This window comes from Photorhabdus viridis (assembly GCF_040256935.1).
GTDB lineage: Bacteria > Pseudomonadota > Gammaproteobacteria > Enterobacterales > Enterobacteriaceae > Photorhabdus > Photorhabdus viridis.
The window spans coordinates 1-26,667 of sequence record NZ_JBEJZY010000049.1 but is presented as its reverse complement, the minus strand read 5'-3'; the positions used below and the strand labels follow the sequence as shown (position 1 = coordinate 26,667).

The 26,667-nt window shown below is 41.9% G+C and carries 21 protein-coding genes, 3 pseudogenes and 1 riboswitch; of the genes and pseudogenes, 11 read left to right on the top strand and 13 right to left on the bottom strand.

The window, feature by feature from the left end:
• Positions 1-79: 79 nt before the first annotated feature.
• Positions 80-205, top strand: a pseudogene (locus ABR397_RS18500) (NO-inducible flavohemoprotein); the annotation flags it as partial.
• Between the two features lie 38 nt (positions 206-243).
• Here ABR397_RS18500 and ABR397_RS18495 read toward each other — a convergent pair.
• From ABR397_RS18495 to ABR397_RS18465, 7 genes are all read right to left on the bottom strand, one after another.
• The gene (locus tag ABR397_RS18495) at positions 244-1,668 is read right to left on the bottom strand and encodes an aldehyde dehydrogenase family protein (protein WP_350307020.1); all 1,425 of its coding nucleotides are present in this window, start codon (positions 1,666-1,668) and stop codon (positions 244-246) included.
• A complete protein-coding gene (locus tag ABR397_RS18490; RefSeq protein ID WP_350307019.1) occupies positions 1,668-2,723 on the bottom strand; it encodes a phenazine antibiotic biosynthesis protein in 1,056 nt (351 codons plus the stop codon). The genes ABR397_RS18495 and ABR397_RS18490 overlap by 1 nt, the downstream gene beginning before the upstream one ends.
• A 530-nt stretch (positions 2,724-3,253) precedes the next feature.
• A complete protein-coding gene (glnB, locus tag ABR397_RS18485) occupies positions 3,254-3,592 on the bottom strand; it encodes a nitrogen regulatory protein P-II (RefSeq protein ID WP_004847623.1) in 339 nt (112 codons plus the stop codon).
• Between the two features lie 15 nt (positions 3,593-3,607).
• Entirely contained in the window at positions 3,608-5,230 is a 1,623-nt protein-coding gene (locus tag ABR397_RS18480) for an NAD+ synthase (protein ID WP_350307018.1), read from the bottom strand.
• Positions 5,231-5,303: 73 nt separating this feature from the next.
• A complete protein-coding gene (gene glrR, locus ABR397_RS18475; protein ID WP_350307017.1) occupies positions 5,304-6,641 on the bottom strand; it encodes a two-component system response regulator GlrR in 1,338 nt (445 codons plus the stop codon).
• Entirely contained in the window at positions 6,638-7,480 is an 843-nt protein-coding gene (gene qseG, locus ABR397_RS18470; protein ID WP_350307016.1) for a two-component system QseEF-associated lipoprotein QseG, read from the bottom strand. The genes glrR and qseG overlap by 4 nt, the downstream gene beginning before the upstream one ends.
• A gap of 3 nt (positions 7,481-7,483) precedes the next feature.
• Complete coding sequence (locus tag ABR397_RS18465) at positions 7,484-8,923, bottom strand: sensor histidine kinase (RefSeq protein ID WP_350307015.1); 1,440 nt, start codon at positions 8,921-8,923, stop codon at positions 7,484-7,486.
• A 794-nt stretch (positions 8,924-9,717) separates the two neighbouring features.
• Here ABR397_RS18465 and ABR397_RS18460 point away from each other — a divergent pair.
• Entirely contained in the window at positions 9,718-9,990 is a 273-nt protein-coding gene (locus ABR397_RS18460; protein WP_021323918.1) for a type II toxin-antitoxin system Phd/YefM family antitoxin, read from the top strand.
• A 106-nt stretch (positions 9,991-10,096) separates the two neighbouring features.
• On the opposite strand, the pseudogene ABR397_RS18455 reads toward ABR397_RS18460, so the two are convergent.
• Positions 10,097-10,345 (bottom strand): annotated as a pseudogene (locus tag ABR397_RS18455) (phosphoribosylformylglycinamidine synthase subunit PurQ); the annotation flags it as partial.
• Between the two features lie 598 nt (positions 10,346-10,943).
• On the opposite strand from ABR397_RS18455, the gene ABR397_RS18450 reads away from it, so the two are divergent.
• The 3 genes from ABR397_RS18450 (at position 10,944) to ABR397_RS18440 (ending at position 12,188) form a co-directional block, all read left to right on the top strand.
• Complete coding sequence (locus tag ABR397_RS18450) at positions 10,944-11,543, top strand: short chain dehydrogenase (protein WP_350307014.1); 600 nt, start codon at positions 10,944-10,946, stop codon at positions 11,541-11,543.
• A 174-nt stretch (positions 11,544-11,717) separates the two neighbouring features.
• On the top strand, positions 11,718-11,867 hold the full coding sequence (locus ABR397_RS18445; RefSeq protein ID WP_350307013.1) for a hypothetical protein: 150 nt from the start codon (positions 11,718-11,720) through the stop codon (positions 11,865-11,867).
• A 96-nt stretch (positions 11,868-11,963) separates the two neighbouring features.
• A complete protein-coding gene (locus ABR397_RS18440) occupies positions 11,964-12,188 on the top strand; it encodes a hypothetical protein (protein WP_350307012.1) in 225 nt (74 codons plus the stop codon).
• 193 nt (positions 12,189-12,381) lie between these two features.
• On the opposite strand, the gene purL is transcribed toward ABR397_RS18440, so the two are convergent.
• Positions 12,382-16,269: a phosphoribosylformylglycinamidine synthase gene (gene purL, locus ABR397_RS18435; protein WP_350307011.1), complete on the bottom strand. Its 3,888-nt coding sequence runs from the start codon at positions 16,267-16,269 to the stop codon at positions 12,382-12,384.
• A 267-nt stretch (positions 16,270-16,536) separates the two neighbouring features.
• Between purL and mltF the strand changes: the two genes are divergently transcribed.
• The gene (gene mltF, locus ABR397_RS18430) at positions 16,537-17,958 is read left to right on the top strand and encodes a membrane-bound lytic murein transglycosylase MltF (RefSeq protein WP_350307010.1); all 1,422 of its coding nucleotides are present in this window, start codon (positions 16,537-16,539) and stop codon (positions 17,956-17,958) included.
• A gap of 87 nt (positions 17,959-18,045) precedes the next feature.
• Here the strand turns inward: mltF and tadA are convergent, their stop codons facing one another.
• Positions 18,046-18,552 (bottom strand): tRNA adenosine(34) deaminase TadA, encoded by a 507-nt coding sequence (tadA, locus tag ABR397_RS18425; protein ID WP_350307009.1) that lies wholly within the window; start codon positions 18,550-18,552, stop codon positions 18,046-18,048.
• 428 nt (positions 18,553-18,980) lie between these two features.
• Between tadA and ABR397_RS18420 the strand changes: the two genes are divergently transcribed.
• From ABR397_RS18420 to ABR397_RS18410, 3 genes are all read left to right on the top strand, one after another.
• Complete coding sequence (locus ABR397_RS18420; RefSeq protein WP_350307008.1) at positions 18,981-19,808, top strand: phage tail protein; 828 nt, start codon at positions 18,981-18,983, stop codon at positions 19,806-19,808.
• Between the two features lies 1 nt (position 19,809).
• A complete protein-coding gene (locus ABR397_RS18415) occupies positions 19,810-20,244 on the top strand; it encodes a tail fiber assembly protein (protein WP_350307007.1) in 435 nt (144 codons plus the stop codon).
• Between the two features lie 112 nt (positions 20,245-20,356).
• Entirely contained in the window at positions 20,357-20,503 is a 147-nt protein-coding gene (locus ABR397_RS18410; RefSeq protein ID WP_350307006.1) for a hypothetical protein, read from the top strand.
• A 2-nt stretch (positions 20,504-20,505) separates the two neighbouring features.
• On the opposite strand, the gene ABR397_RS18405 is transcribed toward ABR397_RS18410, so the two are convergent.
• Together ABR397_RS18405 and ABR397_RS18400 are read right to left on the bottom strand one after the other, a co-directional pair.
• Entirely contained in the window at positions 20,506-21,990 is a 1,485-nt protein-coding gene (locus ABR397_RS18405; protein WP_350307005.1) for an aldehyde dehydrogenase family protein, read from the bottom strand.
• Positions 21,991-22,321: 331 nt separating this feature from the next.
• On the bottom strand, positions 22,322-23,458 hold the full coding sequence (locus tag ABR397_RS18400; RefSeq protein ID WP_350307004.1) for an ABC transporter substrate-binding protein: 1,137 nt from the start codon (positions 23,456-23,458) through the stop codon (positions 22,322-22,324).
• A 559-nt stretch (positions 23,459-24,017) separates the two neighbouring features.
• Between ABR397_RS18400 and ABR397_RS18390 the strand changes: the two genes are divergently transcribed.
• Both ABR397_RS18390 and ABR397_RS18385 read left to right on the top strand, forming a co-directional pair.
• On the top strand, positions 24,018-24,350 hold the full coding sequence (locus ABR397_RS18390) for a DUF6694 family lipoprotein (protein ID WP_350307003.1): 333 nt from the start codon (positions 24,018-24,020) through the stop codon (positions 24,348-24,350).
• A 153-nt stretch (positions 24,351-24,503) separates the two neighbouring features.
• Positions 24,504-24,675, top strand: a riboswitch (M-box (ykoK) riboswitch).
• A 74-nt stretch (positions 24,676-24,749) separates the two neighbouring features.
• Entirely contained in the window at positions 24,750-25,820 is a 1,071-nt protein-coding gene (locus ABR397_RS18385) for a magnesium transporter (RefSeq protein WP_350307002.1), read from the top strand.
• A gap of 666 nt (positions 25,821-26,486) precedes the next feature.
• Here ABR397_RS18385 and ABR397_RS18380 read toward each other — a convergent pair.
• Positions 26,487-26,667: pseudogene (locus ABR397_RS18380) on the bottom strand (hypothetical protein); the annotation flags it as partial.

Below are 26,667 nucleotides of genomic sequence, written 5' to 3'. Positions count from 1 at the left end.
CACAAAAGAAGCAATAATGCTATTTTTTAATCAAAGAACTCAATATAGACAATCGGATAATGACACGCTTAAAACGGCAGGAATGCATTTCTATTTCTGCGACCCGGTTGCTTTTATGCAATATGTAGCAAAATAACGATTAGATATGGGAATTGATAAGCGATATATTCACTATGAATATTTCGGTCCGCATAAAGTGATTTAAACTTTCAGTTTAATGATTTGTGTATAAATTTATCTCGTTTATTCTCCTTTATCATTTGGATTCAGCCAATTTTTCTGAATACGAATCCCTCGGCTATGCATCAAAAATTCTGACAAATATCCATCATGAGGCACAAGTGGCGCCATCCAGGTTGTCGGTATATTTCCTGCATAGACATTGCTGATGGTTGTATCACTGAGAATAGGATCCAGAATTTCACGTTTCCTCGAAAATACAGTAACAACCAACGAATCTGATAGCATTTGTAAACTATCTGGATTCACATAAGGGGCGACGGTAACACATGGAAACGGAAGCTCACGTTGAATCAGCGGGTCTGTTGGATGATCGACAATAGTAATAAAAGGTCTCAGGATATATCCCGATGAGGGTTGATCACCAGACAACCGGGTATTTTCATGATCTCTCTTTTCAGGGTAAAGCGACGTCTGTAATAAAGTCGTGATATAAGGAGTGCATAATGGAAATACCGCTTCGGCATCCATCTGATTAAATGCTTCAGATAAACGCTTACCAAAATCAGCAGGATCCCCTTCGACTAATACCGCACTGGCAGAAACACATGCGGCGCCACCAAGAGAAGTGACCGATCGTGCAACGAGTGAAACCGCTTCATCAATATTTACATCTGAACCAACCACAATCTTCGAACGTCCCGGTCCTTGTATTAGAATTCTAGGATTCAAATGATATTTATCAACGATATCTTGTCCGCCATAAATAATAGACAGATCTGCCACAGAAACGATTTCGTCAGCCCCTTTATGATCTGTTGGTATAAGCGCCACGTAGTTTTCGAGTCCAGCCTGCGCCAGTGAAGAAACTAATCGTTGAGCTGTGAATGGTTCACGAACAGAAGGCTTAATTAAGATTCGATAACCAAAAGCGAGGGCTTGCGGCCATAAAGCATGTGCTCCAGGTCCATTGCCTCCCGTAAGAACAGCCAGTACATCTGCTCGCCGGCTGAATAAAGCACATCCCTCGGCAACCCGGTTATCATCCACACCCCAAACAGCGCCATGTGGCACAGATGCTGTGATTATCTCAGGCATCATCATCAACACCTGTGCCGTTTCAGACAGTAAATTTTCGATAATGCCCGCAGGCAATCCAGTGACACGGTGCGTCAGTTGTACATACTCTGCCGGAGAAAGACCAGCGACATTCTCACTGAAATAAATTTTTGCGGCTTCATTTATCGCTGCATGAATCTCATCTAACCTCAACCGTGGCGCTATTCTCATTTTCCGCACAACATCACAGATATAAACAGGAGGCACTACCGCAGTTTCTCCAACAACTTCATTTGAAATATCAGTAATAACCGCACGCCGATGTGTAACATAGGAATGACCCAAAGCGAAAGCCTCTACCTGTTGCAACTTATTCACCGTTCTCACCGTTACTGCTTTTTCGTCAGGCTTTACACTATTCGTTAGCATTAATAAACCCCTTCCACTACTGTCTGACCAGAAATCTCCTCAACAGGACGTACCAAGGCAACTGAAGCTCCTGGGTAATTATCTATCCTTGGAATTCTCACAGCCGTATCACGCTCCAGAATATTTGGAAATAAAGCAAACCTGTTGATGTAGTTCATGACAACCCGGCCACGTTCTCCAAAAGGAACCGGTTTTTGTGCCAGCGTATCAATAACGTCAAAAAGGACATTAGGAGCAAAACTGTCAAAGATAGGTGTACCTTCAAAATCCTGGCTATCTCTTGCTTTAGATTCACCGAGTATCATTGTACTGCCATAACTGGCTGTTATCTTAACATCAGGAAAAACTGAGGATTGCAAAAACACCAAGGTATCCGGATCCATATGAGTACCACCCCAGACAATCAAATCCAACGTTTTATTCAAATGATTCACCAGTGCCGATCTTCTCACTATCCGCTCTAAAATCGGCGGCGTGACAACTAGATAACTGATATTTTGCGTGTTAATAATATCTTCAGCCTGGTCGATAATATGATCACAATAAGCATCCAGTCCGTTAAGATCCCCTTGTTGGATTATCTTCTTAACCCAACGAGGGTCTAAATCTACAGTGAAAAAATACCCGCCACTAGAGCGTGCCCGAAGACGGCTTATTGCCCCAATAACATGAGGCCCAGAAGGGATCAGCGCGAGCGTATTCTTTACCGCGCCTTTATTAACGATATCACCCACACGCCAAGCAACAAGCTGCTCTAACCATTCTTCAAATACAACAACTCGCTTAGGGCGTCCCGTCGTCCCCCCACTTTCAAACACACCCGCAATCACAGCATCTTTCAAACCGCGTGGCACCAAACTTTCAACTGGAATATCCCGAAGTTCATCAGCAATATCAGGAAATAGCATTAAATCAGAGAAAGTACGCACATCTTTTAATGGATCAAAATCTAATGTTTTATGTTTTTCGAGCCAAAATGGCGATCCCGTTTCAGGTGAGAAATGCCAATTCATGATTTGAGATAAATGAATGTTAAAGCTATGAAAATCGATCATATATATCTCCACATTATTAAGCGGAATTTACAGATACTACTGATCAGCCTAAAAAAGATAATCAATTTAAATAATCGGTAAAACGCTTTATTCTCTCTATATCTGGGAAAAAAGAAACTATACAACATACAATTTTAATCGATTTTTTAAAGATAGCCTCAAATTCTTACAATAAATATAGATTAAAAATAGTAAAGTCAAAGATTGCTAATTGATTTTAAAACATATTCAGCCGTTAAGAAAACATTGTCACTCACATTAATCGTGGCACTTAACTTTAAAAAGATAAATTTCTTTATCGAAACTGTATATAACCAACCTAAAAGCGATTGATTTATATGATTGTATTTCTAAACAATTATTTAATTACCCATACCATTCATTATCACTGATTAATATATTTATCTAATCTTTATATTATATCATCAGAATTTTTACTCTATTTTAAATATCCTTTATACCAGCCAATACTGTGATTTTATAGAGGGCGGCCTTTGATCTGCCTGTTACCACCCCCAAAGTTAAATTATCTAAATCGCCTCTTCGTCCTGTTCACCGGTACGAATACGCACAACACGGGCAACATCGAATACAAAGATTTTACCATCACCGATTTTTCCGGTTTGCGCGGTCTGCATAATGGTTTCAACACAGGTATCGACAATATCATCTGCCACCACAATTTCGATTTTTACTTTTGGCAGAAAATCCACCATATATTCTGCACCGCGATACAGTTCTGTATGCCCTTTCTGACGCCCAAAACCTTTTACTTCTGTCACAGTCATACCGGTGATACCCACTTCAGCCAGCGCTTCACGTACATCATCCAGCTTGAAGGGTTTGATAATCGCATCAATCTTTTTCATGAAGTTTTCCTGTTGTTACCAGTTTTTACGACCGAAACCAGAGGTAATCGGATAGCGTCTGTCTTTACCAAAATTGCGTGGGGTAATACGCGGGCCAACCGGCGCCTGACGGCGTTTATATTCGTTGATATCAACCAGACGAATCACTTTGCGTACAACCTGTTCATCAAAACCCGCTGCCACCAGCTCCTCAACTGATTTATCCTGTTCCACATACCCCTCCAGAATATCATCCAGAATGTCATATGGCGGTAAACTGTCCTGATCAAGCTGCCCCGGCGCCAATTCTGCCGATGGCGGACGATCAATCACTCTTTGAGGTATCGCCGGAGAAACGGTATTACGGTATTTTGCCAATTCAAATACCAGTGTTTTCGGTACATCTTTCAACGCATTAAAACCACCCGCCATATCCCCGTATAATGTGGAATATCCCACAGCCGATTCACTCTTATTGCTGGTCGTCAGCACCAGACGATGACGCTTATTAGACATCGCCATCAGAATAACGGCACGGCAACGCGCCTGTAAGTTCTCTTCGGTGGTATCTTTGGCAGTACCGGCAAACAGAGGCTCAAATTGCGTCATAAACGCGTCAAACACCGGTTCGATCGATACCACATTAAACTCAACACCCAGCATATCGGCCTGTTCTTTGGCATCTTCTATACTCATTTCAGATGTATAGCGGAACGGCATCATCACCGCCTGCACATGATCTTTACCTAATGCATCAACCGCAATTGCCAACGTCAGGCCAGAATCAATGCCACCAGATAAGCCTAACAGAACGCCTTTAAAGCCATTCTTACGGACATAATCATGTACTGAAAGCACTAACGCCTGATATATCTGCTGCAATGGTAATAATTGAGGCGCCGGATTAACCATAGATTCGATATTTAATTCATTAAAACGGCACTGCTGGATTTGTTCATTAAATGCGGCTAACCGGTGAATTATTTCACCACTGGCATTAAAGACTTTAGAACAGCCATCAAAAATCAATTCGTCCTGACCACCAATCTGATTAAGGTAAACCATCGGTAAATCTGTACGCTGGCAATGTTCTTTAATTAATTCATAACGGATATAAGGCTTTTCACGGTTATATGGAGAAGCATTGATAGAAAGAATTAAATCCGCACCGGCCTGTTTCAAAACATCAACCGGTTCGTTAAACCATAAATCTTCACAAATCAGCAAACCAAGGTTATATCCCTTAAATCGTGCCACACAGCTTTGATCACCCGCTTTGAAATAGCGTTTTTCATCAAAAACACCATAATTTGGCAACCGTTGTTTAAAATAACGGGCCAGGATTTCCCCTTGCCAAAATAAGGAAAGCGCGTTGTAAATTTCCCCATCCTGCTCCCAAGGATGACCAACCAAAATAGCAGTTTGGCAACTGGCAGCCTGTAAACGTGTAAGCTGCTCGCGACAACGCTGATGAAAATCAGCGCGGAATAATAGATCTTCTGGAGAATAACCGGATAGCGCCAGTTCAGAAAACATCACCAAATCAGCGTCCTGTTGCTGTTGTTCCTGCACTGTTTGCAACATACGTTCGCAGTTGCCTTCAATGTCACCAATCACCCAATTAAGCTGTGCGAGGGTAATATTAAGAGTACGGCTCATACAATTTGGCTCTCCCGGGCCATCAATCTATATATCAGTTTTCAGTGTAAAAACTTCCTGAGTAGCAGAAAAGTTATTCTTTAAAATCATTCGCATCTAATTCATGACGCGCCAGTAATTTGTAGAATTCAGTCCGGTTACGCCCCGCCATACGCGCAGCATGAGTCACATTACCTTTGGTCATTTGCAGCAACTTACGCAGATAATTCAGCTCAAACTGATTTCTGGCTTCGGCAAAAGTGGGTAATGCCGTGTTTTCCCCTTCCAGCGCCTGTGTAACCAGCGCTTCACTAATCACAGGCGCAGTAGTCAACGCAACGCATTGTTCGATGACATTCACAAGCTGACGCACATTTCCCGGCCAACTTGCCGCCATCAAACATTTCATTGCATCAGCAGAGAAACTACGGACAAAAGGTTTATGGCGCTTCGCTGATTCACGCAACAGATGATTCGCCAATAAAGGAATATCTTCAACCCTGCCATTCAAAGCAGGAATTTTCAAGTTAACAACATTCAGGCGATAATAAAGATCTTCACGGAATTCATTTTTTGCCATTGCTTTCGGCAAATCACGGTGAGTCGCTGAGATAATCCGCACATCAATATCCAGATCACGGTTACTTCCTAACGGGCGTATTTTACGCTCCTGCAATACCCGCAATAATTTAACCTGCAAAGCCAGCGGCATATCACCAATTTCATCAAGAAACAGCGTTCCCCCCTGTGCGGCAAGGAACAACCCTTCGCGACTGCTGACCGCACCGGTAAATGCCCCTTTGGCATGACCAAACAGCTCTGACTCAAGCAGTTGTTCCGGCAACGCGCCACAATTAATCGCAATAAATGGCTTCTTTGCCCGAGGACTGGCGCGGTGAATGGCCTGGGCTAACACTTCCTTTCCCGTCCCACTCTGACCGTTTATCAGTACGCTCACATCAGATTGAGCAACCATTCGTGCTTGTTCCAACAAGCGCAACATAACAGGACTGCGGGTGACTATCTGCTCCCGCCATTGTTCATCACCAGCGGGAGTGGATAACGCCAGTGCGCCATCAATCGCTTTATACAGCGCATCCCGATCAACAGGTTTGGTCAGAAAACTAAAGACGCCTTGCTGAGTTGCCGCTACTGCGTCCGGAATGGAGCCATGAGCAGTCAAAATAATGACCGGCATACCGGGTTGCTGCTTCTGGATTTCAGCAAACAGCGCCATACCATCCATTTCATCCATACGCAAATCGCTGATCACCAAATCGATTTTTTCTTTAACTAACAGTTTCAGCGCGTCACAGCCGCTTTCTGCGGTTGTGACGCGAAAACCTTCGCTGGTAAGACGCATTCCCAGTAATTTCAACAAACCCGGATCGTCATCAACCAGAAGAAGATGGGCTGGCTTACGCGCGGTCATTGTGCGACTCCTTTATCTGATTCAGATGTGTTACCTGGCTTACTATTTTCGCTGGGTGATGCGGTTGCCGGCATCTCAGTACGTTCATTTGAGCTGCCTGAGCCAGTATTACCCTGATTTTGCTTACGGGAAGAGAGCTGACGCTCAATATCCGTCAGGTTTTCCAATTTACGGGACGTTTCCTGTAGTTCAAATTCCAGTTGTGCACGACTTTCACGCAGGTGATCAATTTTATTATCCGTATCCGCCTGTAATTTTTGGAATTTTGCCCGCTCCTCCGCAACTACAATTTGCTGAATCTGCTGTTCACGCCACAATTTTAATAATGGTCGCAATGGTTCTGGGAATTTCAGCCGATATTTATTAAGATTTTCAACCATTTTCCGGCGTTCAGCCAACGTTGGCCCAGCACTGTTAAGTAAAATACTTTGCCTGAAAGCCAGCTCCCAAGTAGCCGGAACGATATATTTCGCTATATTACGGGCTCTGGCTGACGTCAGGAGATCTGAACAATCTATCAGTCGCAGCCAGTAAAGTGCGTTCTCAACCGACTGCGGCGTCTCTATATCCCACATCAAGTTACAATCTGCGACACGATAATCTGTCACCCGCTGTTCTGGTATTACCATCTGGGCAACTGTGGTTAAATCATGATTAACCGGGGCCTTGACGCAGCCCGTCAATAAAAAAGGGGCAAAGATCAGCGGAATTATTCTGAAACCCCAAACTGAAACTCGCGGTAACAAGAGTCTGGCGATAAAAGCGTTTTTCCCAGGCTGCCCTGCAATATTCTGCCGATCCGTCTTTTGTACAAAACGGTAAGTAGACCTGTTATGCATTATTTATTCATTCTCAGCAGTTAATGGCAATTCAATACGAAAACAGACGTCAGCAAATTCGCTCTGAATTAATAGCAGTTCGCCCCCCATACGCTTAATACAATCCTGCGCAATACTGAGCCCAAGACCGCTGCCTTTCACCGCGCCTTTACGCTGGAGCGTTCCCTGGTAGAACGGTTCAAAAATCATGCTACGTTCCGACTCAGGAATTGGCGTACCTGTGTTGGCAACATCAATTTGAACGCATTTGCCGATCTGACGACTTGAAACCCAGATGTTACCGGATTCAGCGCCATAGTGCACCGCATTGGAGTAGAGATTATCAATAACCCGCATTAATAGTGTCGGTTCTGCCCAACAAATATCAGTATTAAGCTGAATTTCTGTCTGAATATTCTTTGATCTCGCCGGTAAACTGTGTGATAAAACCACTTCATTAACAATTTCCCGTAAAGAAACCTGCTGCTGTTCCGCCGGGCTATCTGCCAGTTTACGGTTATAATCCAGTAATTGCTCGATCAATTGCTGTAAATGTTTACTACTATTATCAAGAATCGCAACCACTTCTTGCTGATCAGCCGTTAATGGGCCTGCAACTTCATCAGCCAATAATTCTGTCCCTTCCCGCATACTTGCCAGCGGTGTCTTCAGTTCATGAGAAATATGACGCAAAAACTCATGGCGCTGTGATTCCAGCCAAGCCAAGCGCTCACTGAGCCAAACAATCCGCTGCGCCAGGGAACGAAGTTCTCTTGGCCCGGGAAAAGAATCTATACGAACCCCCAAAGATCGCCCTTCGCCCAGTCGGTTAATCATTCGTTCAATACCTTTAACCGGCCCGATAATCATACGGGTAAATAACGCGACCAGTAATGCACTAAGCAGAAACAAAATGAGACTCTGCCAACCAAAGAATTGGCCTTTATCAGCAATATCTCTCTGTAGCTGTTCTCCACGACTGAAAATAACATCACGGGTGGCCTGTACCATCTGACTATTGGCATCAGAGAATTGTTCAAGCAACTGAGCAGCGGGTTCAGTGGGTTCACTATTGAGACAAGTGATTTTTATTAATTGCAGCAGTAAGTTGTCAAGCGTCTTGATATGCTGCTGATCATCAAGTATCGCCATCTGATCTTTCAGCATCTTAGAATACTGTCGATATTGCCTTTGGTAGAGGTTCTCCAGCGTTTTATCCCCCAACACACAATATTGGCGGTAACTGCGTTCCATCTCCAGCGCAATACCCGTCATCGCCTCACTGCGGCGAGCATCAGCCAACGTGGTACGGTTTATATCAGCCGCTTTCTCACTGAGCTGATCAAGACTTTGATAAGCCTGATAAGCCAAAACCAATAACGGCAATAACACCAACCAGAAAGCCATGACAACTAATTGGCGCAATGAGCGCGGAAACAAACGCCATTTTTTCAAAGAAATCATCTCACAACCTGCCAGTACACTTAAGCTAACCGACAAAGGGCAGATAGAAAAACCCATCGGCGGGTAAATTTTGTTGCTACTGATAAATAGTTAAGATGCGAACAATCAACAATGGCGCAGGCAGAAACCTGGAATTATGATGGCGGGATAGTAGTTTTTGCTACTACCCCGCCAGTGAGGATAACGCATGCCTGCTGTTTATCTACAGTCAAACATAGGTTGGTGCCTCACTCCACGTGTCGCCCGATGTTTGATAAGGCCCGAAAACGATATCACTGAGTTGGACGGTAGGCACCTTACTCTGGCATCATTCGATAGTTTATGTGGTATATCTCCACCTTGCTGCGGACCGACATAAGAAGTTGAATGAGCAACTGGTCTAACTTAATGCAGGTTCCGTGCCAACGTTAAAATTAAAATCATAATAAATTGATTTTATTATGAAAAATAAAAAACTTAACGTTTCAGCTACAAAATACCTTGTTTCTGGCATAAATAAAATTTGTTTTCTGTCGCCAATTACAGACACCTGAAATCATAAAAATAAAAATAGATATAAATCATATAATTAAATGTCTCCTTTTTGAGACACCTATAATGGCGTTTGTCGGGTAATTGAGACAATGGCGAAACAGGGCCTGAATTTCTAAGAATTTCCGGTACAAGACTTTTGCATTTGAATAATTAGCGCGGGTATCATACTAGTGGTCTATATTTTCCCCATATATGGCCTTTATCAGCGAATGATGTATTATTAAAGATAGAAGCAATAAGGTTTCTACTCAGAGGACAATATGTATCAAACCCAAAATTCGCGGATTACGACAGTTTCTGCGTTTAAAAAAGAATTGGCTTCTATGGATGTATCTCAGCCAGTCATAGTAACCCAAAACGGGGAGCCGCTATATGTGGTTCAAGATCCTACTCAATTTGAGATGCAGCAAGAACAAATGGCATTGCTGCGCTTGCTATCTTTTGCTGAAAAAGACGTAAAATCTGGACGAATCGTGTCATCCAATGAACTACGAAATAACCTACGGAACTTAGCAAGCAGTGATCGTAAATAAAATTGAATATACTCAGACGTTTGAGAACCAGCTTCATGAACGCTTTGACTATTTAACCAGATATATAGGCACAGAAGCATCTTGGGAAATGCTAGAAACATTTTTAAACAGCTTTGAAGTCCGTGTTCTTAAGCATCTTAAGATGCTGGCTATCGCGGAATTCCACTTGCCCTTCACCATGAGAAACAGCAATCGGCATACGTGAGCCCACCATATCTTTCAGGAGGAGCGACGGACTGTCCGTAATTTCCACCAAACTGAAACGAGCCTCAAAACGTTCTGAGCGGTTACGAACAAAACGCGGCCAATGTTCCGCACCTGGGATCAACTCCCTCAGGTTAGACATCATCTGGCAATTAGCATTAGAGAATTGTTCAAATAATTTAGCTGTAGCTTGGTAACCAATTAAAGACATCCTTGTTCCTTGAGATAATAAAACAGTCAGATAAAAATGATGCTGATTTTGTTAAAGTATAAAAGATATTAAGTCTATTTCGAGAGCACCAAAGAAATTTTTATTAATCGAATCCGCCAGTAAATACTGTTATTGGTTTTCTTACTAAAGATTTCATAAACACTTTAGGCGCTCCATATAAAACATACCTAAAATTAAATTAACAAAATAAAATACTATTTTTGAGATTTTATTGGATTAAAAAACAACCAATACGTTCAATTCACACACAGATCAGATTATATTTTTATGAATAATACTTAATAAATGCCCTAAAAACGAACAAAAAGAATACCAAAATCAATCAATAAACAATCAATATGAGTTAATTTTATCCAAAAAACCTCGTATAGCTGTTTTATACAATCATTAGAATTGTGAATTTTATTTTATAGTCTAATATCATTAGAGAGTTACAACTATATCGAGTTAAAAGTTATATTTTTCTATGCAACGATATAATCAAAAAAATTTCATTAATTAGTAAAAGGTAATAGAAATGAGAGTAATTATTATTGGAGCAAGTGGTACAATAGGAAAGGCAATCACGGAAGAATTAGAAAAAAATCATGAAGTTATTTGTGCCGGAAGGAACGGATTAGATATTATAGTTGATATCACATCCGTTGATAGTATTAAGAATATGTATGAAAAAATTGGAAAAGTTGATGCTGTAGTCAGTGCAACAGGTAACGCACATTTTGGATCAATTTTAGAATTAACCCCAGAGTTAAATGAAGTGGGCATAAGAAGTAAACTCAAAGGCCAAATTAACTTAGTGCTTTTAGGGATGAATTATATTAATGATGGAGGAAGTTTTACTTTAACCACTGGAATTATGATGGATGACCCTATTCTGCAAGGGGCATCCGCAGCTATGGCAAATGGTGGTGTCAAGGCATTCGTAAAATCTGCGGCAATTGAAATGCCAAGGGGTATTCGTATAAACAGCGTTAGCCCTAATGTCTTGCAAGAGTCATTAGATAAATATGGTGAATTTTTCCCAGGTTTTAACGCAGTTCCTGCCAGCCGTGTAGCACTCGCTTTTAGGAAAAGCGTAGATGGGGCTCAAACTGGCCAAAACTACGAGGTTTATTAATTCAGAGAAAATAACCAAATATATAAGTCTAAGAGGCTTATATATTTATATTAGTTAAATATAAAATAACTAAATTAGTCTTTCCGTGTTCCAAACTATCTGTACCAATTATGCCTAGCAATAATAGGTAGTAAACGTTTTATATTTCTAAAAATATATACTAAAGGTATGTTTATGGCTAAAATATATGAGTTAATTATTGTTGGTGGTGGATTGATCGGCCTTTCAACAGCATATAATGCAACCTCTTTCTTTGGAGGACACACCGTATTAAACGGAGAGGACGTTCTCGTTTTAGAGCAATCTTCATTTTTTAATCAATAAAATAATCAAGAATTTAAAACTCACTATTATCTCAACAAAGATGAGGAAGGTTATAGTCCCAACCAGTTATTTAACAAGGTAATTTATGACGTTATAATGGATGATCCATGGTTCATCGAATACTATGAAAATTCAGTAAAAAGAATAAATAAATATGTTCATGAGTTCAAAATAAGCTCTCGTCAATGGGATGATATAAAAATTAATTTATCTTACTATAAAAATAATAGTCCTTATAATGGAATGAAAGTCCGAGAAATTGGATTTTGGAACTTGATAAAAGATCGCATCCCTTCCAGTAGAAAACTTATCGGAATATGATGCCTCGTATATTAAATTTAACCAGAAACATTTTTTAACTAATAAGGCATTGTTTCAAAATGAACTGGAAGAAATAAAAAATGGCTTCAATTGTGATTTCACGTCAATTACTGAACGAAGAATCCCAATGAAGCCAATAAACACTATCAACAATTCTAAAAACCGCCTGACATAATTTACCTACATTGTAGTACTACCCCAACTGCCTACGAGCATTACGGAAAATCCGCATCCACGGACCATCTTCGTTCCACTCCTTTGGATGCCAAGAATTATTCACAGTGCGGGATACCCTTTCAGGATGTGGCATCATCACGGTTGCACGCCCATCAAGGCTAGTGACTGCGGTAATACCATTCACGGAACCATTGGGGTTAGCCGGGTAGTTTTCCGTGACCTGACCATAGTTGTCCACGTAACGCAGAGCCACTAACCGGTTGCTTTCCAGCATCTTAAGATGCTGGCTATCGCGGAATTCCACTTGCCCTTCACCATGAGAAACAGCAATCGGCATACGTGAACCCACCATATCTTTCAGGAGGAGCGACGGACTGTCCGTAATTTCCACCAAACTGAAACGAGCCTCAAAACGTTCTGAGCGGTTACGAACAAAACGCGGCCAATGTTCCGCACCTGGGATCAACTCCCGCAGGTTAGACATCATCTGGCAACCATTACAAACACCAAGCGCCAGAGTATCAGGCCGTGTGAAGAAAGCCGCAAATTCATCACGGACACGTTCGTTGAACAGAATTGATTTCGCCCAACCTTCACCGGCACCCAACACGTCACCATAAGAGAAACCGCCACAAGCAACCAGTGTCTGGAACTGTTCCAATCCGATACGTCCAGACAGCAAATCACTCATATGCACATCAATAGCGTCAAAACCCGCCCGGTGGAAGGCAGCGGCCATTTCAACATGGGAATTAACACCCTGCTCACGCAGGACAGCCACTTTTGGTCTTACTTGCTGCAAAATGTAAGGCGCGGCAATATCTTCTGAAATATCAAAAGTCAGTTTTACATTCAGTCCGGGATCTTGATTATCCCGTTTAGCCTGATGCTCCTGATCTGCACATTCCGGGTTGTCACGCAAACGTTGCATTTGCCATGTGGTTTCAGCCCACCATAGACGCAGAGTACTGCGATTCTGGCGATATACTTCGGTATTGCCACTAAAGATGACAAAATCATCACCCGCTTTGGCCTTACCCAAATAATGCACGCAATCAGCCAATCCATGTTCTGCCAGCAGGTTTTCAACAAACGCTTTATCAGATGCACGGATCTGAACCACAGCACCCAACTCTTCCGTAAACAGCGCAGCCAGAATATCTTCATCAAACACACTGATATCAGCTTCAATGCCACAATGACCGGCAAAAGCCATTTCAGCCAAGGTTACCAGCAAGCCGCCATCAGAACGGTCGTGATAAGCCAGCAATTTCTGTTCTGCAATCAGTTGCTGAATCGCATTGAAAAATCCAGCCAATTGTTCAGCGCTACGTACATCAGCAGTATTGTTACCAAGCTGGCGGTAAACCTGTGCCAACGCAGTGCCGCCCAATGTGTTCTTCCCTTGCCCCAAATCAATTAACAACAACGCATTATCGTCATCAGTGGAAAGCTCTGGCGTTACTGTACGACGCACATCTTCCACTCTGGCAAAGGCCGTAATAACCAACGATAAAGGTGACGTCATTTCACGCTCTTCACCTTTGTCATTCCAACGGGTTTTCATCGACATAGAATCTTTACCCACTGGAATAGTCAGCCCCAAAGCAGGACATAACTCCTCACCCACGGCTTTAACCGCCGCATACAAACCGGCATCCTCGCCAGGATGACCCGCAGCAGACATCCAGTTAGCTGAAAGCTTGATACGTTTCAAATCCTGAATATAAGCAGAAGCGATATTAGTTAGCGCTTCACCAACAGCCATACGGGCAGAGGCGGCAAAATCCAGCAGAGCAACCGGCGCTCGTTCCCCCATCGACATCGCTTCGCCATAGTCGCTATCAAGGCTGGCGGTAGTCACCGCACAATCTGCCACCGGGATCTGCCATGGGCCAACCATCTGATCACGGGAAACCATGCCAGCCACAGTACGATCGCCTATCGTTATCAGGAATGTTTTTTCCGCCACAGCCGGCAAGTGCATAATGCGCTTAACAGCCTCCGCTAGATTGATATCCCGGCGATCAAGGCTTTCACCACCGGCTTTTAATGTACTGACATTACGCAACATTTTTGGCGTTTTACCCAGCAGCACATCCAGCGGCATATCAATTGGCTGGTTATCAAAGTGTTCATCATTCAGCAGCAAATGACGCTCTTCCGTTGCCTCGCCGATAACGGCATAAGGCGCACGCTCACGCTGGCAAATTTCTTCAAACAGAGGAAGTTGTTCCGGCGCAACAGCCAATACATAACGCTCCTGAGATTCATTACACCAAACTTCCAGCGGACTCATTCCTGGTTCATCATTAAGAATTTTACGTAGTTCAAACCGTCCACCGCGCCCCCCATCGCTTACCAGCTCAGGCATAGCATTAGAAAGCCCGCCGGCACCGACATCATGAATGAACAGAATCGGGTTGTTTTCACCCAATTGCCAACAGCGATCAATCACCTCCTGACAACGGCGTTCCATTTCCGGGTTATCGCGTTGAACAGAAGCAAAATCCAGATCAGCATCAGATTGACCAGATGCCATAGAAGATGCCGCACCACCGCCCAAACCAATGTTCATAGACGGGCCGCCAAGCACAATTAATTTAGCGCCAACCGAAATTTCACCCTTTTTGACATGCTCATCACGGATATTACCCATCCCACCCGCCAGCATGATGGGTTTGTGGTAGCCACGTAATTCACTGCCGTTATGGCTGTTTATTTTTTCTTCATAGGTACGAAAATAACCCAGCAACACCGGACGACCAAATTCGTTATTAAATGCCGCGCCGCCCAGAGGGCCTTCAGTCATGATATCCAAGGCGCTGACGATACGATCCGGTTTACCGAAATCCTCTTCCCACGGCTGTTCAAAACCCGGTATCCGCAGATTGGATACCGAAAATCCCACCAACCCGGCTTTTGGCTTGGCGCCTCGCCCCGTCGCGCCTTCATCGCGGATTTCGCCGCCAGAACCTGTCGATGCTCCCGGCCACGGGGAAATTGCGGTTGGGTGATTATGCGTTTCAACTTTCATCAGGATATGAGCCTGCTCCTGATGATAATCATATGAACCGTCTTCCGCACTGGCAAAGAAACGGCCAACAACAGACCCTTCCATGACAGCGGCGTTATCTTTATAAGCTGACAATACATAATCAGGTGTCTGCTCATAGGTATTTTTAATCATTTTGAACAGCGATTTTGGCTGTTCCTGACCATCAATAATCCAGTCAGCATTAAATATTTTATGGCGACAATGCTCTGAATTCGCCTGAGCAAACATGTAAAGCTCAATATCGGTTGGATTACGCTCCAGTTTCTGGAAAGCTTCCATCAGATAATCAATCTCATCCGGGGCCAACGCCAATCCAAGTTCAATATTGGCTTTCTCTAACGCACTACGCCCTGTTCGCAGAATATCAATGCGTTTTAACGGAGCGGGTTGCTGATGAGAAAATAATTTCTCCACCTGTTCCAGTTGAGTAAAAACCGTTTCCATCATCCGGTCATGCAGAAGCGACGACAACGTTTGCCATTGCGCATCACTCATTTCATCACACTGAACGTAGTAAGCCAGACCACGCTCCAAACGCACAACCTGAGACAGACCACAATTGTGAGCAATATCGGTTGCTTTCGAAGACCACGGGGAAATGGTTCCCGGACGGGGAGTCACTAACAGCAACGTACCTTGTGGTTCGTGTTCAGCCAGAAAAGGTCCATATTTTAATAATCGTTGTAATTTTGCTGAATCAGCATCACCCAAAGGTGCATTAATTTCTGCGAAATGAACATATTCCGCATAAATATCATTGACCGGAAGTTGCTGTTCCTGACACACAGAAAGGAGCTTGGTGATACGAAATGCCGATAAAGCGGGTGAACCACGCAGAATTTCCATAGTAATACATTCTCTCATCTTAGAAGCAAAGCCTGACTGATGCCTCAGGGGGAAACGGGCACATTATAGAGGATTGCGACCAGTGACGAAACCGTTTGCGTGACGATTATTAATGCTAATTATCTTATCGCCAGGTTATGCAAATGGTATCAATTAAGTTGCGCCGCAAGTTTTTGTTCCGCAAAATGCTCAATCACTGGAAATTTAGCCATGATAATATAACGCGTTTTTACATCGCACCACATCGCGTTATACAGAGATAACTGTTTGAATAATATAAAAATAAACTATTTCGTTATCATTGTTATCGCTCTTTTTTCTGCCGCAATCATCAGTCTGAACATCAGTTGGCCGAATAAACAGCAGGAGCAGATTAACAGGATCATGACCAGGGGAGAGCTACGGATCAGCACAATCAGCTCACCTCTGATTCATCTTGCAAGTAAAAAAGAACCAAATGGGTTTGATTACGAGCTGGCGAAACGCTTTGCTGATTATCTTGGCGTTAAATTGGAAATCAAATTCAGAACAAATCTCAACCAGTTATTTGATGATCTGGAAAAGGGCGACGCTGACTTTTTGGCTGCCGGTCTTACCTATAATGAGGAGAGACTGGAGCAAACCCGTACTGGTCCAGCTTACTATTCTGTTTCTCAACAACTGATTTACCGCAAAGGGACTCCACGCCCCCGCTCTTTTAAGGATTTGAAAGGCAAATTGCTGGTCACTTCCGGTTCAGCTCATGTCAGTACGCTGAAAAAGATGAAAGAAGAACCTTACCCGGAACTTGAATGGGATGAGACACAGCAATACAACACCCGGGAATTACTGGAGCTGGTATCAGAGGGCAAACTGGATTACACCTTAGGCGACTCTATCAATGTCGCGTTGCAACAACGTACTCACCCTAATCTGGCTGTCGCTTTTAATATCAGTGAAGATAATCCCCTGACGTGGTATTTAAAACGTATTGATGATCACAGCCTTTATGCCGCTATGCTGGATTTTTTCAGCCAGATGACGGAAGAAGATGTGATGCCACGGCTGGAAGAGAAATATTTTGGTCATGTCGGCTCATTTGATTATTTCGATACACTCTCTTTTCTCAGTGCTATTGATCATATTCTGCCTGCTTATCAACCCCTGTTTGAGAAATACTCCGGCGAAATCAGCTGGCAACTACTGGCTGCAATTGCCTGGCAGGAGTCTCACTGGGACCCGCAGGCAACCTCTCCCACAGGTGTGCGTGGCCTGATGATGTTAACCAACCCGACGGCTAAAGGATTAGGTGTTGTTGACCGTCTTGATCCAGCAGAAAGTATTAAGGGCGGCGCAATCTATTTGCAAAATCTGATGAAACGACTACCTGAAAACATCCCTAAAGATGAGCGAATCTGGTTTGCACTGGCTGCTTACAATATGGGCTATGGTCACATGCTGGATGCTCGTAAACTAACGGCATCACAGAAAGGAAATCCCAATAGCTGGCTTGATGTAAAAGCCCGAATCCCCCTGTTAAGCCAGAAAAAATACTATACCAATACCACTTACGGGTATGCCCGTGGGCATGAGGCTTATCGCTATGTCGAGAATATCCGCCGCTATCAGCTTAGTTTAGTTGGCTATTTACAGGCCAAAGAAAACCGGAAAAAATTAACATCCCAAGCAGAAAAATCAAAAGTAGAGTAAGCAATTTGCTAGCTATCATGACACCCGATTATGGCCGGATGAGGCTTCCCAAATCTGACGCAAGCCTCAGTAAGCAGAAACGACGTATTAGCTTTCTTCCTGCTGTTTCCTGGCAGCTTTTAATGCCTTATGCTGCTCCCGGCGTTGTTTAAAAAAAGCACTCAACATTGTGGAGCACTCTTCAGCAAGTACGCCGCCTGTAATTTCAATCTGATGATTCATACCAGGATGACGCAATATATCAACCAAAGAGCCGACCGCACCGGTTTTCATATCGTTGGCGCCATAAACCAGTCGCTGTATCCGGCTATGCACCATAGAACCGGCACACATAATGCAAGGTTCAAGAGTGACATATAACGTGGTATTCAACAGACGATAATTTTGTAACCGCTCTCCCCCTTTTCGTAACGCAATAATTTCAGCATGAGCAGTGGGATCATGCTTAATAATGGACTGATTCCAGCCTTCAGCAACGATTTTATTATCAGCAACCAATATAGCACCAACAGGAATTTCCCCCTGCTCCCATGCTTTCATTGCCTGTTCCATTGCCTTACGCATCCAATATTCATCACTATATATTTCAATCACTGCCGTATCTCATTTCATTATATCAGGGACAATTATAACGATTTACTTTACTTATTTTCCAGATATATTTGCTTATCATTACACTAGTAACATATACCCGAGACTATTTGATATATTCCCCACGACTGTATTTTATATTATTTTTAAATAGCATTTAATTCACAAAAATATATTTAAAAATAAAAAAACAAAGCCGGAATAAATCCGGCTTATTATGTGAATCTACCGTTTAGATATATTTCAGATTACAAAACATTAAAATACTTATTACCACCAATTATATAAAAATAGTTAACCCCATAAGTTATAAAAATATTCCATTATTCTTTTTTCTCACTAAACTATAGCCGGCGTGAATAGGGAAAAATTATTTCTATAAAAATTCACTATATTACTTATAAAATGCAGTACTTAATTGGAGAAAATATATGAGTCAAAAGAATGATTTCAAGGCTTTTTCTATTAGTGAAAATGCAAATATAGTGAATCAAGAAATATATGAAAAAGATCAAAATTTGCAAACTGGGTTTCCAACAGGGAATATTACCGCCGAACTATTAAATAAGGCATTACGTCAGTCGTCAACCATATCCACTGTCGTCGCTAATTTTATCGCAACACAATCTGACGATGATGTTCTGGATAATGGAGATATAGACAAACTCACAGCACAATTCAAAAAAGCGTTAGAACAAAAAAACACAACGGAAATTCGCGATGCCTCATTAACAGAAAAAGGGATTATTCAACTCACAGACCAAATAGGCAACAGTAATACACTCGCTCCAACTCAGAAGCTGGTTTCTGATGTAAATGATAATGCTAATAATCGACTGGCAAAAGACCAAAACGGCGCAGACATTCCTGATAAAGCTGAATTTATAAAGAACCTTGGTTTATCAGATACAACAAAGATAACGATAGGGAATAGTGAAAATCAGGTACCTGATATGTCATTTTTCACCGCTAACCTGAATCAAGTCGGATGGCAAAAACTACCTTCGGGTTTAATTGAAATGTGGGGAATAGCATCAGTTAAAGGCAATGCTTATGCCGAACCTGGTGCTTTAAATAACTTTCCAATCCCATTCCCGAATACATGTCTCAACGTCACGTTAACTCACGTTGGTAACGCCCCTCAACATGCTGGCACATTTTCAATAATGATGGTCAATAATGGCCAATTCCAATGTTTTAGCAGTATTGCAAATTTACAAATTCCTGTAGCAGCATTTTATAGAGCAATAGGGTATTAATATGAATGAAAAAAACTATGTATTCAGCGCATTAAATAAAGCATTTTATCCGCTATCATTACAGCAGGATTACATTGAAGCAGGCTCATGGCCAAACGATCCCATATCTGTAACTGATGACATATTCAATGAGTTTTCGGGAATGCCGCCCATAGGAAAAATACTTTCCTCTGGCGAAGATGGCCTTCCTTGCTGGGAAGATATTCCACCACCAACAAAAGAGCAATTAATATCTATAGCGGAAATCCAAAGAACGCAATTTCTATCTCTTGCAAATGAAAAAATAACGCCGCTTTCTGATGCTGTAGAACTTGATATGGCAACAAATGAAGAGGCACAATTACTGAAAGAATGGAAAAAATACCGAATTATGCTTAATCGGGTTGATACTTCGAAAGCACTGGAAATAGACTGGCCAATTCCACCATTACCGTAATTAACAAAAAAAACCGGATTATATCACTGAACCAAGACATACGAGGAAAATGTATTTATTAAGCGCCATATATTTACCCCTGTTAAATTTAAGCGGCCAAAATGGCGCCTAGATGAGCGATCAAACCGGCTTAATGGAGAAAAATGGACACAGCATTTTTCATAATGAAAAAACCAACCTCATTATTTTGAATGAGGCTGGTCAGCGGTATAAGCCTTCCAGACTGGAAGGCTTCTTTAAATCACTAATTACTGATTGATATTATTCTTCACTAGTTTTGATGTAGATGTTCTTAACCTGAGTGTAAGAATCCAACATCATTTTGTGTGTCTCTCTTCCAAGACCTGATTTTTTGTAGCCGCCAAATGGTGCGTGAGCTGGCAGCTCATGGTAAGTGTTAATCCACATACGGCCTGTTCTGACGGCTTTGGCTACACGTAATGCGCGGTCGATATCCTGTGTCCAGACAGCGCCAGCCAAACCATAATCAGAATCATTTGCCATTCTGATCACGTCTTCTTCTTCACTAAATGGAATGACGGTCAATACAGGGCCAAAAATTTCTTCGCGTGCTACCTGCATTTCATTGGTCACATCGATAATAATGGTTGGTTGAATAAAGAAACCATCATCATAACCTTCGCCAGTAATCCGTTTGCCGCCAGTCAGGATAGCTGCGCCCTCTTTTTCCGCAATATCGACATAGCTGAGAATTTTTTCCATTTGTTCCTGGCTGACCTGACTTCCCATCTGTGTTTCTTTTTCCAGTGGGTCGCCAACCCGAACAGATTCAAATTCTGCTTTCAGGGAGTTAAGGAATTCACTATGGATATCTTTATGCAGGAATAACCGGGAACCTGATTCACACGCTTGCCCTTGATTCAGCAAAATAGCTTTGGCCGCATATTTTACGGCTTTTTTCATATTGGCATCAGGGAAGATAATATTGGCTGATTTACCGCCAAGTTCCAATGTGGCAGGGATAAGCTTTTTGGCCGCGGCTTCGGCTACGGTATAACCTACTCTGGTGGAACCCGTGAATGCCAATTTTTCGACATCTTCATGATCCAGAATAGCTTGACCGACGACGGATCCCCGACCTGTAACAATATTGACCACCCCAGCCGGCAGGACTTTATTCAGTATTCGACCCAGTTCAAGCAGTGTGATGGGTGTCATTGTTGCTGGATTAATCACAATGGTGTTACCCGCCGCAAGAGCCGGAGCCAGTTTCCATGCTGCCATCAATAACGGGAAATTCCAGGGAATGACCTGTCCGACAACACCAATCGGTTCACGGATCACCAAGCTGAGTGTATTACTATCGAGAACTGAAGCTTCATCAGTATGGGCACGGATCACACCGGCAAAATAGCGGAAATGGTCAATGGAGGCAGGGATATCCATATTCCGGGACTCATTTAACGGCTTGCCGGTATCCAGCGATTCAAGCATAGCAAAACGTTCTTGTTCTGCTTCCAGCAAGTCAGCTATTTTCAGTAAAACGGATTGTCTTTCGATTGCGGAGGTTTGACTCCAGGCGGGGAACGCTTTTTTCGCGGCACTGACAGCAAGATCAACATCCTCAGCATTACCGGATACATATTTAGCCAACAATTCTCCTGTTGACGGGTTAAAACTTTTAGCTGTTTCTTTGGATACACTATCCACCCATTGCCCATCGATAAGCATTTTATAGGATTCAACAGGCCACATCTCTTTCTCAATATCATGTAATCGTTTCATTAACATACTCCGGTTACTTTGGTTTAAGAATAGTGATAATCAGAATCTATTTCATTAGGTTATTTTATTTTCCATGACTATTAATAACGCTATTGAGTTAGCCTCTTAATATAGTTTCGACATGTGAATATTCATGTACTTTACATTTATTACCTAATCAAATTTATCTTGTCATATTTCATATTTTTTAGCACCAATATAGTAGAGTACAAAATAATGGATGTCTATTAGCATGTTATATAAAATATCATGCATATTAACAAGCAGAAATTATAAATAAACAGTGAAATTAAATATCCGTTGGAATATTCCAACGGATTGAAAGGAAATATTATTTTGCTGTGACCCAGAATACTCCGCTACCATCAAGGGCAGTAAAAGTTTTATGCAGATATAGACTGTCTGCTTGTGGATCAATATCTTCGAACAGATTCGGGTGCAGGAATTTCGCTATAACTTCAACGGCAATAATGTTAAACGGCGTATCGTAATATTGGTGATACAGTGCGATTACCCGCTTTTCGCGGAATGCTCTTAATACATTCAGTTTTGGTCGTATCAATAGTTTTTCCAGCCGTTCCTGTGACTGTTTTAGATTACCGGTATAGCCCAATGGCACTGAAAGGCTTTCAGGGCGAACTTTGTCCCAATCTGCGGCGGTCATCAGATAAAACTCAGGATTGCTGACGATTAATTGTTCTTCGTTTACCTCACCCCCCATACCTGGGAACCAACGGGCGCCGAGGTTATCACCCCCTGCGGCAGTAACAAATTCACCAAAATTACCATTACCGAAAGTTTTACAGCAATGCTCCGCGCCAAACATTCCAGCATGACGTTCGATAAACACAGGGGGCCGCTGTTCTTTGCCCAGCGTACCAACTCGTTCATTAATTGTTTTCATCCTCTCCTGATAGAAAGCAATAAATTTTTGTGCATTTTCTTCCTCGCCGAATACTTTCCCAAGTAACGTCATACTAGGAATCGTATTTGCCAGTGGATATTGCCGGAAATCGATAAAAATAACGGGAATACCGGCTTTCTCAAGTAAAGTAATGGTTCTGCTATCATTGAGTTTGGCTTGGAGGCCAATATCAAAAATAACCAGGTCGGGTTTATAAATCAATGCTTTTTCAACGCTGAAATCGCTTTGATAAGGGTTAGGAAAGACGGGAATTTTTCGTAACTGCGGGAAGTCTTTCTCATAGGCGGTTGCCAAGTCTGGCGATTTGACTTCCAGTGCATTATCCCAAGCGATAATACCTTTAAGCGGATTATCAGGATGAAGAATATTCAAAGCAATCAATACTCTGCTGTCAGCCAGCATAACCCGACTGACCGGTGCATCAACGTTAACCTCCCGGCCGGCGACATCCTTGATGATAATTTCTTTTGCCTGAGCAAAGACAGGCAATAGTATCAATATGGCAGTCAGAAAATATTTTGCAGTACGGTGGATGACTGACATTATTTCTCCTTGGTTTTGAGTTTTATCTGCTGGTTTTCAAAATGAGAATACGCTATCTATTAGAATAGTTAAGTAAGGCAATAAACGCAGGTACGATCTCATCTGATTGGTCCAAATCTGTTTATATTAAACCCGGAATGATAATGATAACAATTTATATTAATCAAATGATTTTAGTATCTTTGGTAAACAATATTTTTATTTTTCAATAATAACAATGAATTAAGTGATATTTGCTATCTGGTCAACTTATGTTCCTGCCTTAAAATACCTCCACTTTTCGAAGTCGCTCCAGATCAAACAATCCGAACTCCTGTGGGTAATGGTTGTGCTTACACACAAGGAGTGTGTGGTAAAACGGCTGAAACAAGCAGGTCAATTTGGACTTAACCGTGATAAATCGTTGTCAGGGAGCTCTGGCAAAGAGAAATTGTTTTGGAATAGAATAAATGAAAAGTTTCATCTTATTCCTATTCTTTATCAGTTTAGCTAATTATAAACAGTTTATTGTTTCTGCTTCTGTTACTATTCCCTTGTTTGATATTCTGCGGGGGTGAATATGAAAAAATTGTTAGCAATTTGTTTGTTAGGATCTGTATTAACTGGCTGTGATAACCAACCTAAAATTGATGCTTCTAATGAAATCGCGTTGAAAACATCCATTGAGAAGGTAAGAAATGCGCTGCCCGGTGATAAAAAAGCTAAATTTGATGAATCAATTCAGGCAGCTATGTTTAATAGCATCGATTTTAATGATTTGGCCAAATCAGGGGCTAATGGCGACATAAAAGAATTGAAACAAAAATTTTATAAATCCCTGGATGGTAAAACGGCGGACCAACTGATTACTGAAGCTGAAAACGTTGAAGCTAAGAAATCAGAAAATAAATAATTCCTTCATAGGATTATTTGCACTAAACGGCAAAAGGTGAAAATCTGTGCCGTTTTTTTATTATCATTAGTAACTTAAATGAAATCTAAACAGACTGACTATTAACATTGCATTATTTTGATTTTTGCTTATAATTTTCGCCGTATTTTAAGTACAGTATCTCGTTAGGCGAGGCTCCTATACAAACACAGGTTGCTGATCTGACGACGTCGAGAGACGCCCAAGATTAGGACAGGGTATATCGAACCAAGGTATATCCCCATGTAACTTTCTGAGAATTCAGGATACGTTGTATAGTGCTAAAACTGAGACGTGGAGATAGCTGTTGCATTCTCTCATCTGGTTTCGCCCCTATGTGAGTACTGTTTGAAGTTCACAACAGTAATAGGGACCAACATCATGAAAGTCACATCCCATGAAAAAATGGATGTATTAGCTATGGCTAATCATTCCATTAACGAAAAAAACGCTTATCAGCAGCAGAAACATCAATTGAAAAATGAAGATGCAACTGTCAGTGCATATATGAGCCAATATTTTATTTCTGTATCCGTTGCCGACACTGTTTTATCAGTAAAAAGTAATCTGATTGATCAGCTTGAAGGAGAACAGATCCCAACTTATTTATACGTCGTTGATGATGAAGGCTATCTAAATGGCATATTACCGGTAAAAGTGTTATTGATGGCAGCCGATGATTTATTTGTATCAGATATTATGAGACAAAGTTATTTTTCCGTATCACCGGAACAATCGCGTCATAATGTTTATAGTTTGATAAATCACAGTGGCATAGATAGTGTACCGGTTATTCATTTTGGCAAATTAGTGGGAGTGCTGCGACCACAGGATATTGCTGAATTGATCGAAGATGAAAATACATTAGATGCACATTTGCAAGGGGCGACCTTGCCTTTGGATAAACCTTATCTCAGCACCAGCCCGATAACATTATGGCGTAAACGGGTTGGTTGGTTATTGCTGTTATTTGTTGCGGAAGCTTACACCAGCGCGGTACTTAAAGCTTTTGAAGATCAACTGGAAGCGGCAATTTCTCTGGCGTTTTTCATCCCGTTATTAATTGGAACGGGGGGCAATAGTGGTACACAGATTACCTCAACATTAATCAGAGCAATGGCATTGGGGGAAGTGAGTTTACGTAATTTATGGGCGGTGTTACGCAAAGAGGTTTCCACTTCATTTTTAGTTGCTGTAACGATTGGTTTTGCTGCGCTTATCCGTGCCTGGATATTAGGTGTAGGCATTGAGGTGACAATTGTTGTCAGTTTGACCATCATTGCTATTACCGTCTGGAGTGCTATTGTTTCTTCCATTATTCCGATGGTATTGAAAAGGCTTTCTATTGATCCGGCTGTTGTATCTGCGCCTTTTATTGCCACATTTATTGATGGTACCGGTCTGATTATTTATTTCGAAATAGCCAAGTTAGTGATGACAGAACTGGTTTAACATTATAATAAGGTGCCCATAATAATTGGGCACCTTATTAGATGATGTGAGTTATTTCCATAATTTTTGGTAGTAAAATTAATCAACCTCAGCTCTGCTTAAGAACAGAGATTTCAGAAGCACGCAGATTCAGACTCGGTCTTATCGCTTGGAATGTAAATGTACCGCTTCTATGCGTTTCGTGCATTGACTCAAGCATTTTTATGCCGATAACGTATCAATAGTAAGTTTGTCAGACATTTATTCAAGCTCAGTCCGGTGATTTTCATCACTGTTTCACGATCGATACTCGCACTTCGGTGACTGTTCTGACAGTCACCGTAAGATCCTCTTTTAACATAAATCATTGAATACTGATTAAAAACTCTCAGCACGAGTTAGTGGCGTATTTGCTCAAGTTCGTTCTGGCTCAACCCGGTTGTCGAGGGGATAATTGTACCGTGTTTTCTATCCCAATATCATGATTTGCTGTTAACGAGATATGAGTACTCGGGGTTAAATAGGTATTTTGTAAAAGAAGATGTTTACCTGCATTGATTGTTAAATTACCCTTAGCATCTAATGTACTTATTCTACGGGTATTATCGGCATTAAAATAACCGGGTTTTTCACTGCTCTGAAACCGGATATCGCCATGACGGCTGATAAGGGTAATATCTTGCCCTATTCCGTCGCCCGGCTGATGATATCGACGTAATCCGTCGCTTTGCCCTCCAGCCCTTTGCCGCCAATGATAATCTGGCCTTGTTTAACTTCCAACGCTTCCAGCGCACCCTGTTTGTCAAACTGGGGTTTACCGGTGGTCAGGGTTGCACTGGCAGTATTGATAAAACCACAGCCATCACAG

Excerpts from the sequence above, each read along its gene's own strand:
- ABR397_RS18440 (WP_350307012.1), top strand. The coding sequence starts at position 11,964 with ATGGATGATCCATGGTTCATCGAATACTATGAAAATTCAGTAAAAAGA.
- ABR397_RS18390 (WP_350307003.1), top strand. The coding sequence starts at position 24,018 with ATGAAAAAATTGTTAGCAATTTGTTTGTTAGGATCTGTATTAACTGGC.
- ABR397_RS18460 (WP_021323918.1), top strand. The coding sequence starts at position 9,718 with ATGTATCAAACCCAAAATTCGCGGATTACGACAGTTTCTGCGTTTAAA.
- ABR397_RS18465 (WP_350307015.1), bottom strand. The coding sequence starts at position 8,923 with ATGATTTCTTTGAAAAAATGGCGTTTGTTTCCGCGCTCATTGCGCCAA.
- ABR397_RS18445 (WP_350307013.1), top strand. The coding sequence starts at position 11,718 with ATGGCTAAAATATATGAGTTAATTATTGTTGGTGGTGGATTGATCGGC.
- ABR397_RS18410 (WP_350307006.1), top strand. The coding sequence starts at position 20,357 with ATGAGCGATCAAACCGGCTTAATGGAGAAAAATGGACACAGCATTTTT.
- qseG (WP_350307016.1), bottom strand. The coding sequence starts at position 7,480 with ATGCATAACAGGTCTACTTACCGTTTTGTACAAAAGACGGATCGGCAG.
- purL (WP_350307011.1), bottom strand. The coding sequence starts at position 16,269 with ATGGAAATTCTGCGTGGTTCACCCGCTTTATCGGCATTTCGTATCACC.
- ABR397_RS18385 (WP_350307002.1), top strand. The coding sequence starts at position 24,750 with ATGAAAGTCACATCCCATGAAAAAATGGATGTATTAGCTATGGCTAAT.
- glrR (WP_350307017.1), bottom strand. The coding sequence starts at position 6,641 with ATGACCGCGCGTAAGCCAGCCCATCTTCTTCTGGTTGATGACGATCCG.
- ABR397_RS18495 (WP_350307020.1), bottom strand. The coding sequence starts at position 1,668 with ATGCTAACGAATAGTGTAAAGCCTGACGAAAAAGCAGTAACGGTGAGA.
- ABR397_RS18450 (WP_350307014.1), top strand. The coding sequence starts at position 10,944 with ATGAGAGTAATTATTATTGGAGCAAGTGGTACAATAGGAAAGGCAATC.
- ABR397_RS18480 (WP_350307018.1), bottom strand. The coding sequence starts at position 5,230 with ATGAGCCGTACTCTTAATATTACCCTCGCACAGCTTAATTGGGTGATT.
- ABR397_RS18490 (WP_350307019.1), bottom strand. The coding sequence starts at position 2,723 with ATGATCGATTTTCATAGCTTTAACATTCATTTATCTCAAATCATGAAT.
- glnB (WP_004847623.1), bottom strand. The coding sequence starts at position 3,592 with ATGAAAAAGATTGATGCGATTATCAAACCCTTCAAGCTGGATGATGTA.
- ABR397_RS18415 (WP_350307007.1), top strand. The coding sequence starts at position 19,810 with ATGAATGAAAAAAACTATGTATTCAGCGCATTAAATAAAGCATTTTAT.
- ABR397_RS18405 (WP_350307005.1), bottom strand. The coding sequence starts at position 21,990 with ATGAAACGATTACATGATATTGAGAAAGAGATGTGGCCTGTTGAATCC.
- ABR397_RS18400 (WP_350307004.1), bottom strand. The coding sequence starts at position 23,458 with ATGTCAGTCATCCACCGTACTGCAAAATATTTTCTGACTGCCATATTG.
- ABR397_RS18420 (WP_350307008.1), top strand. The coding sequence starts at position 18,981 with ATGAGTCAAAAGAATGATTTCAAGGCTTTTTCTATTAGTGAAAATGCA.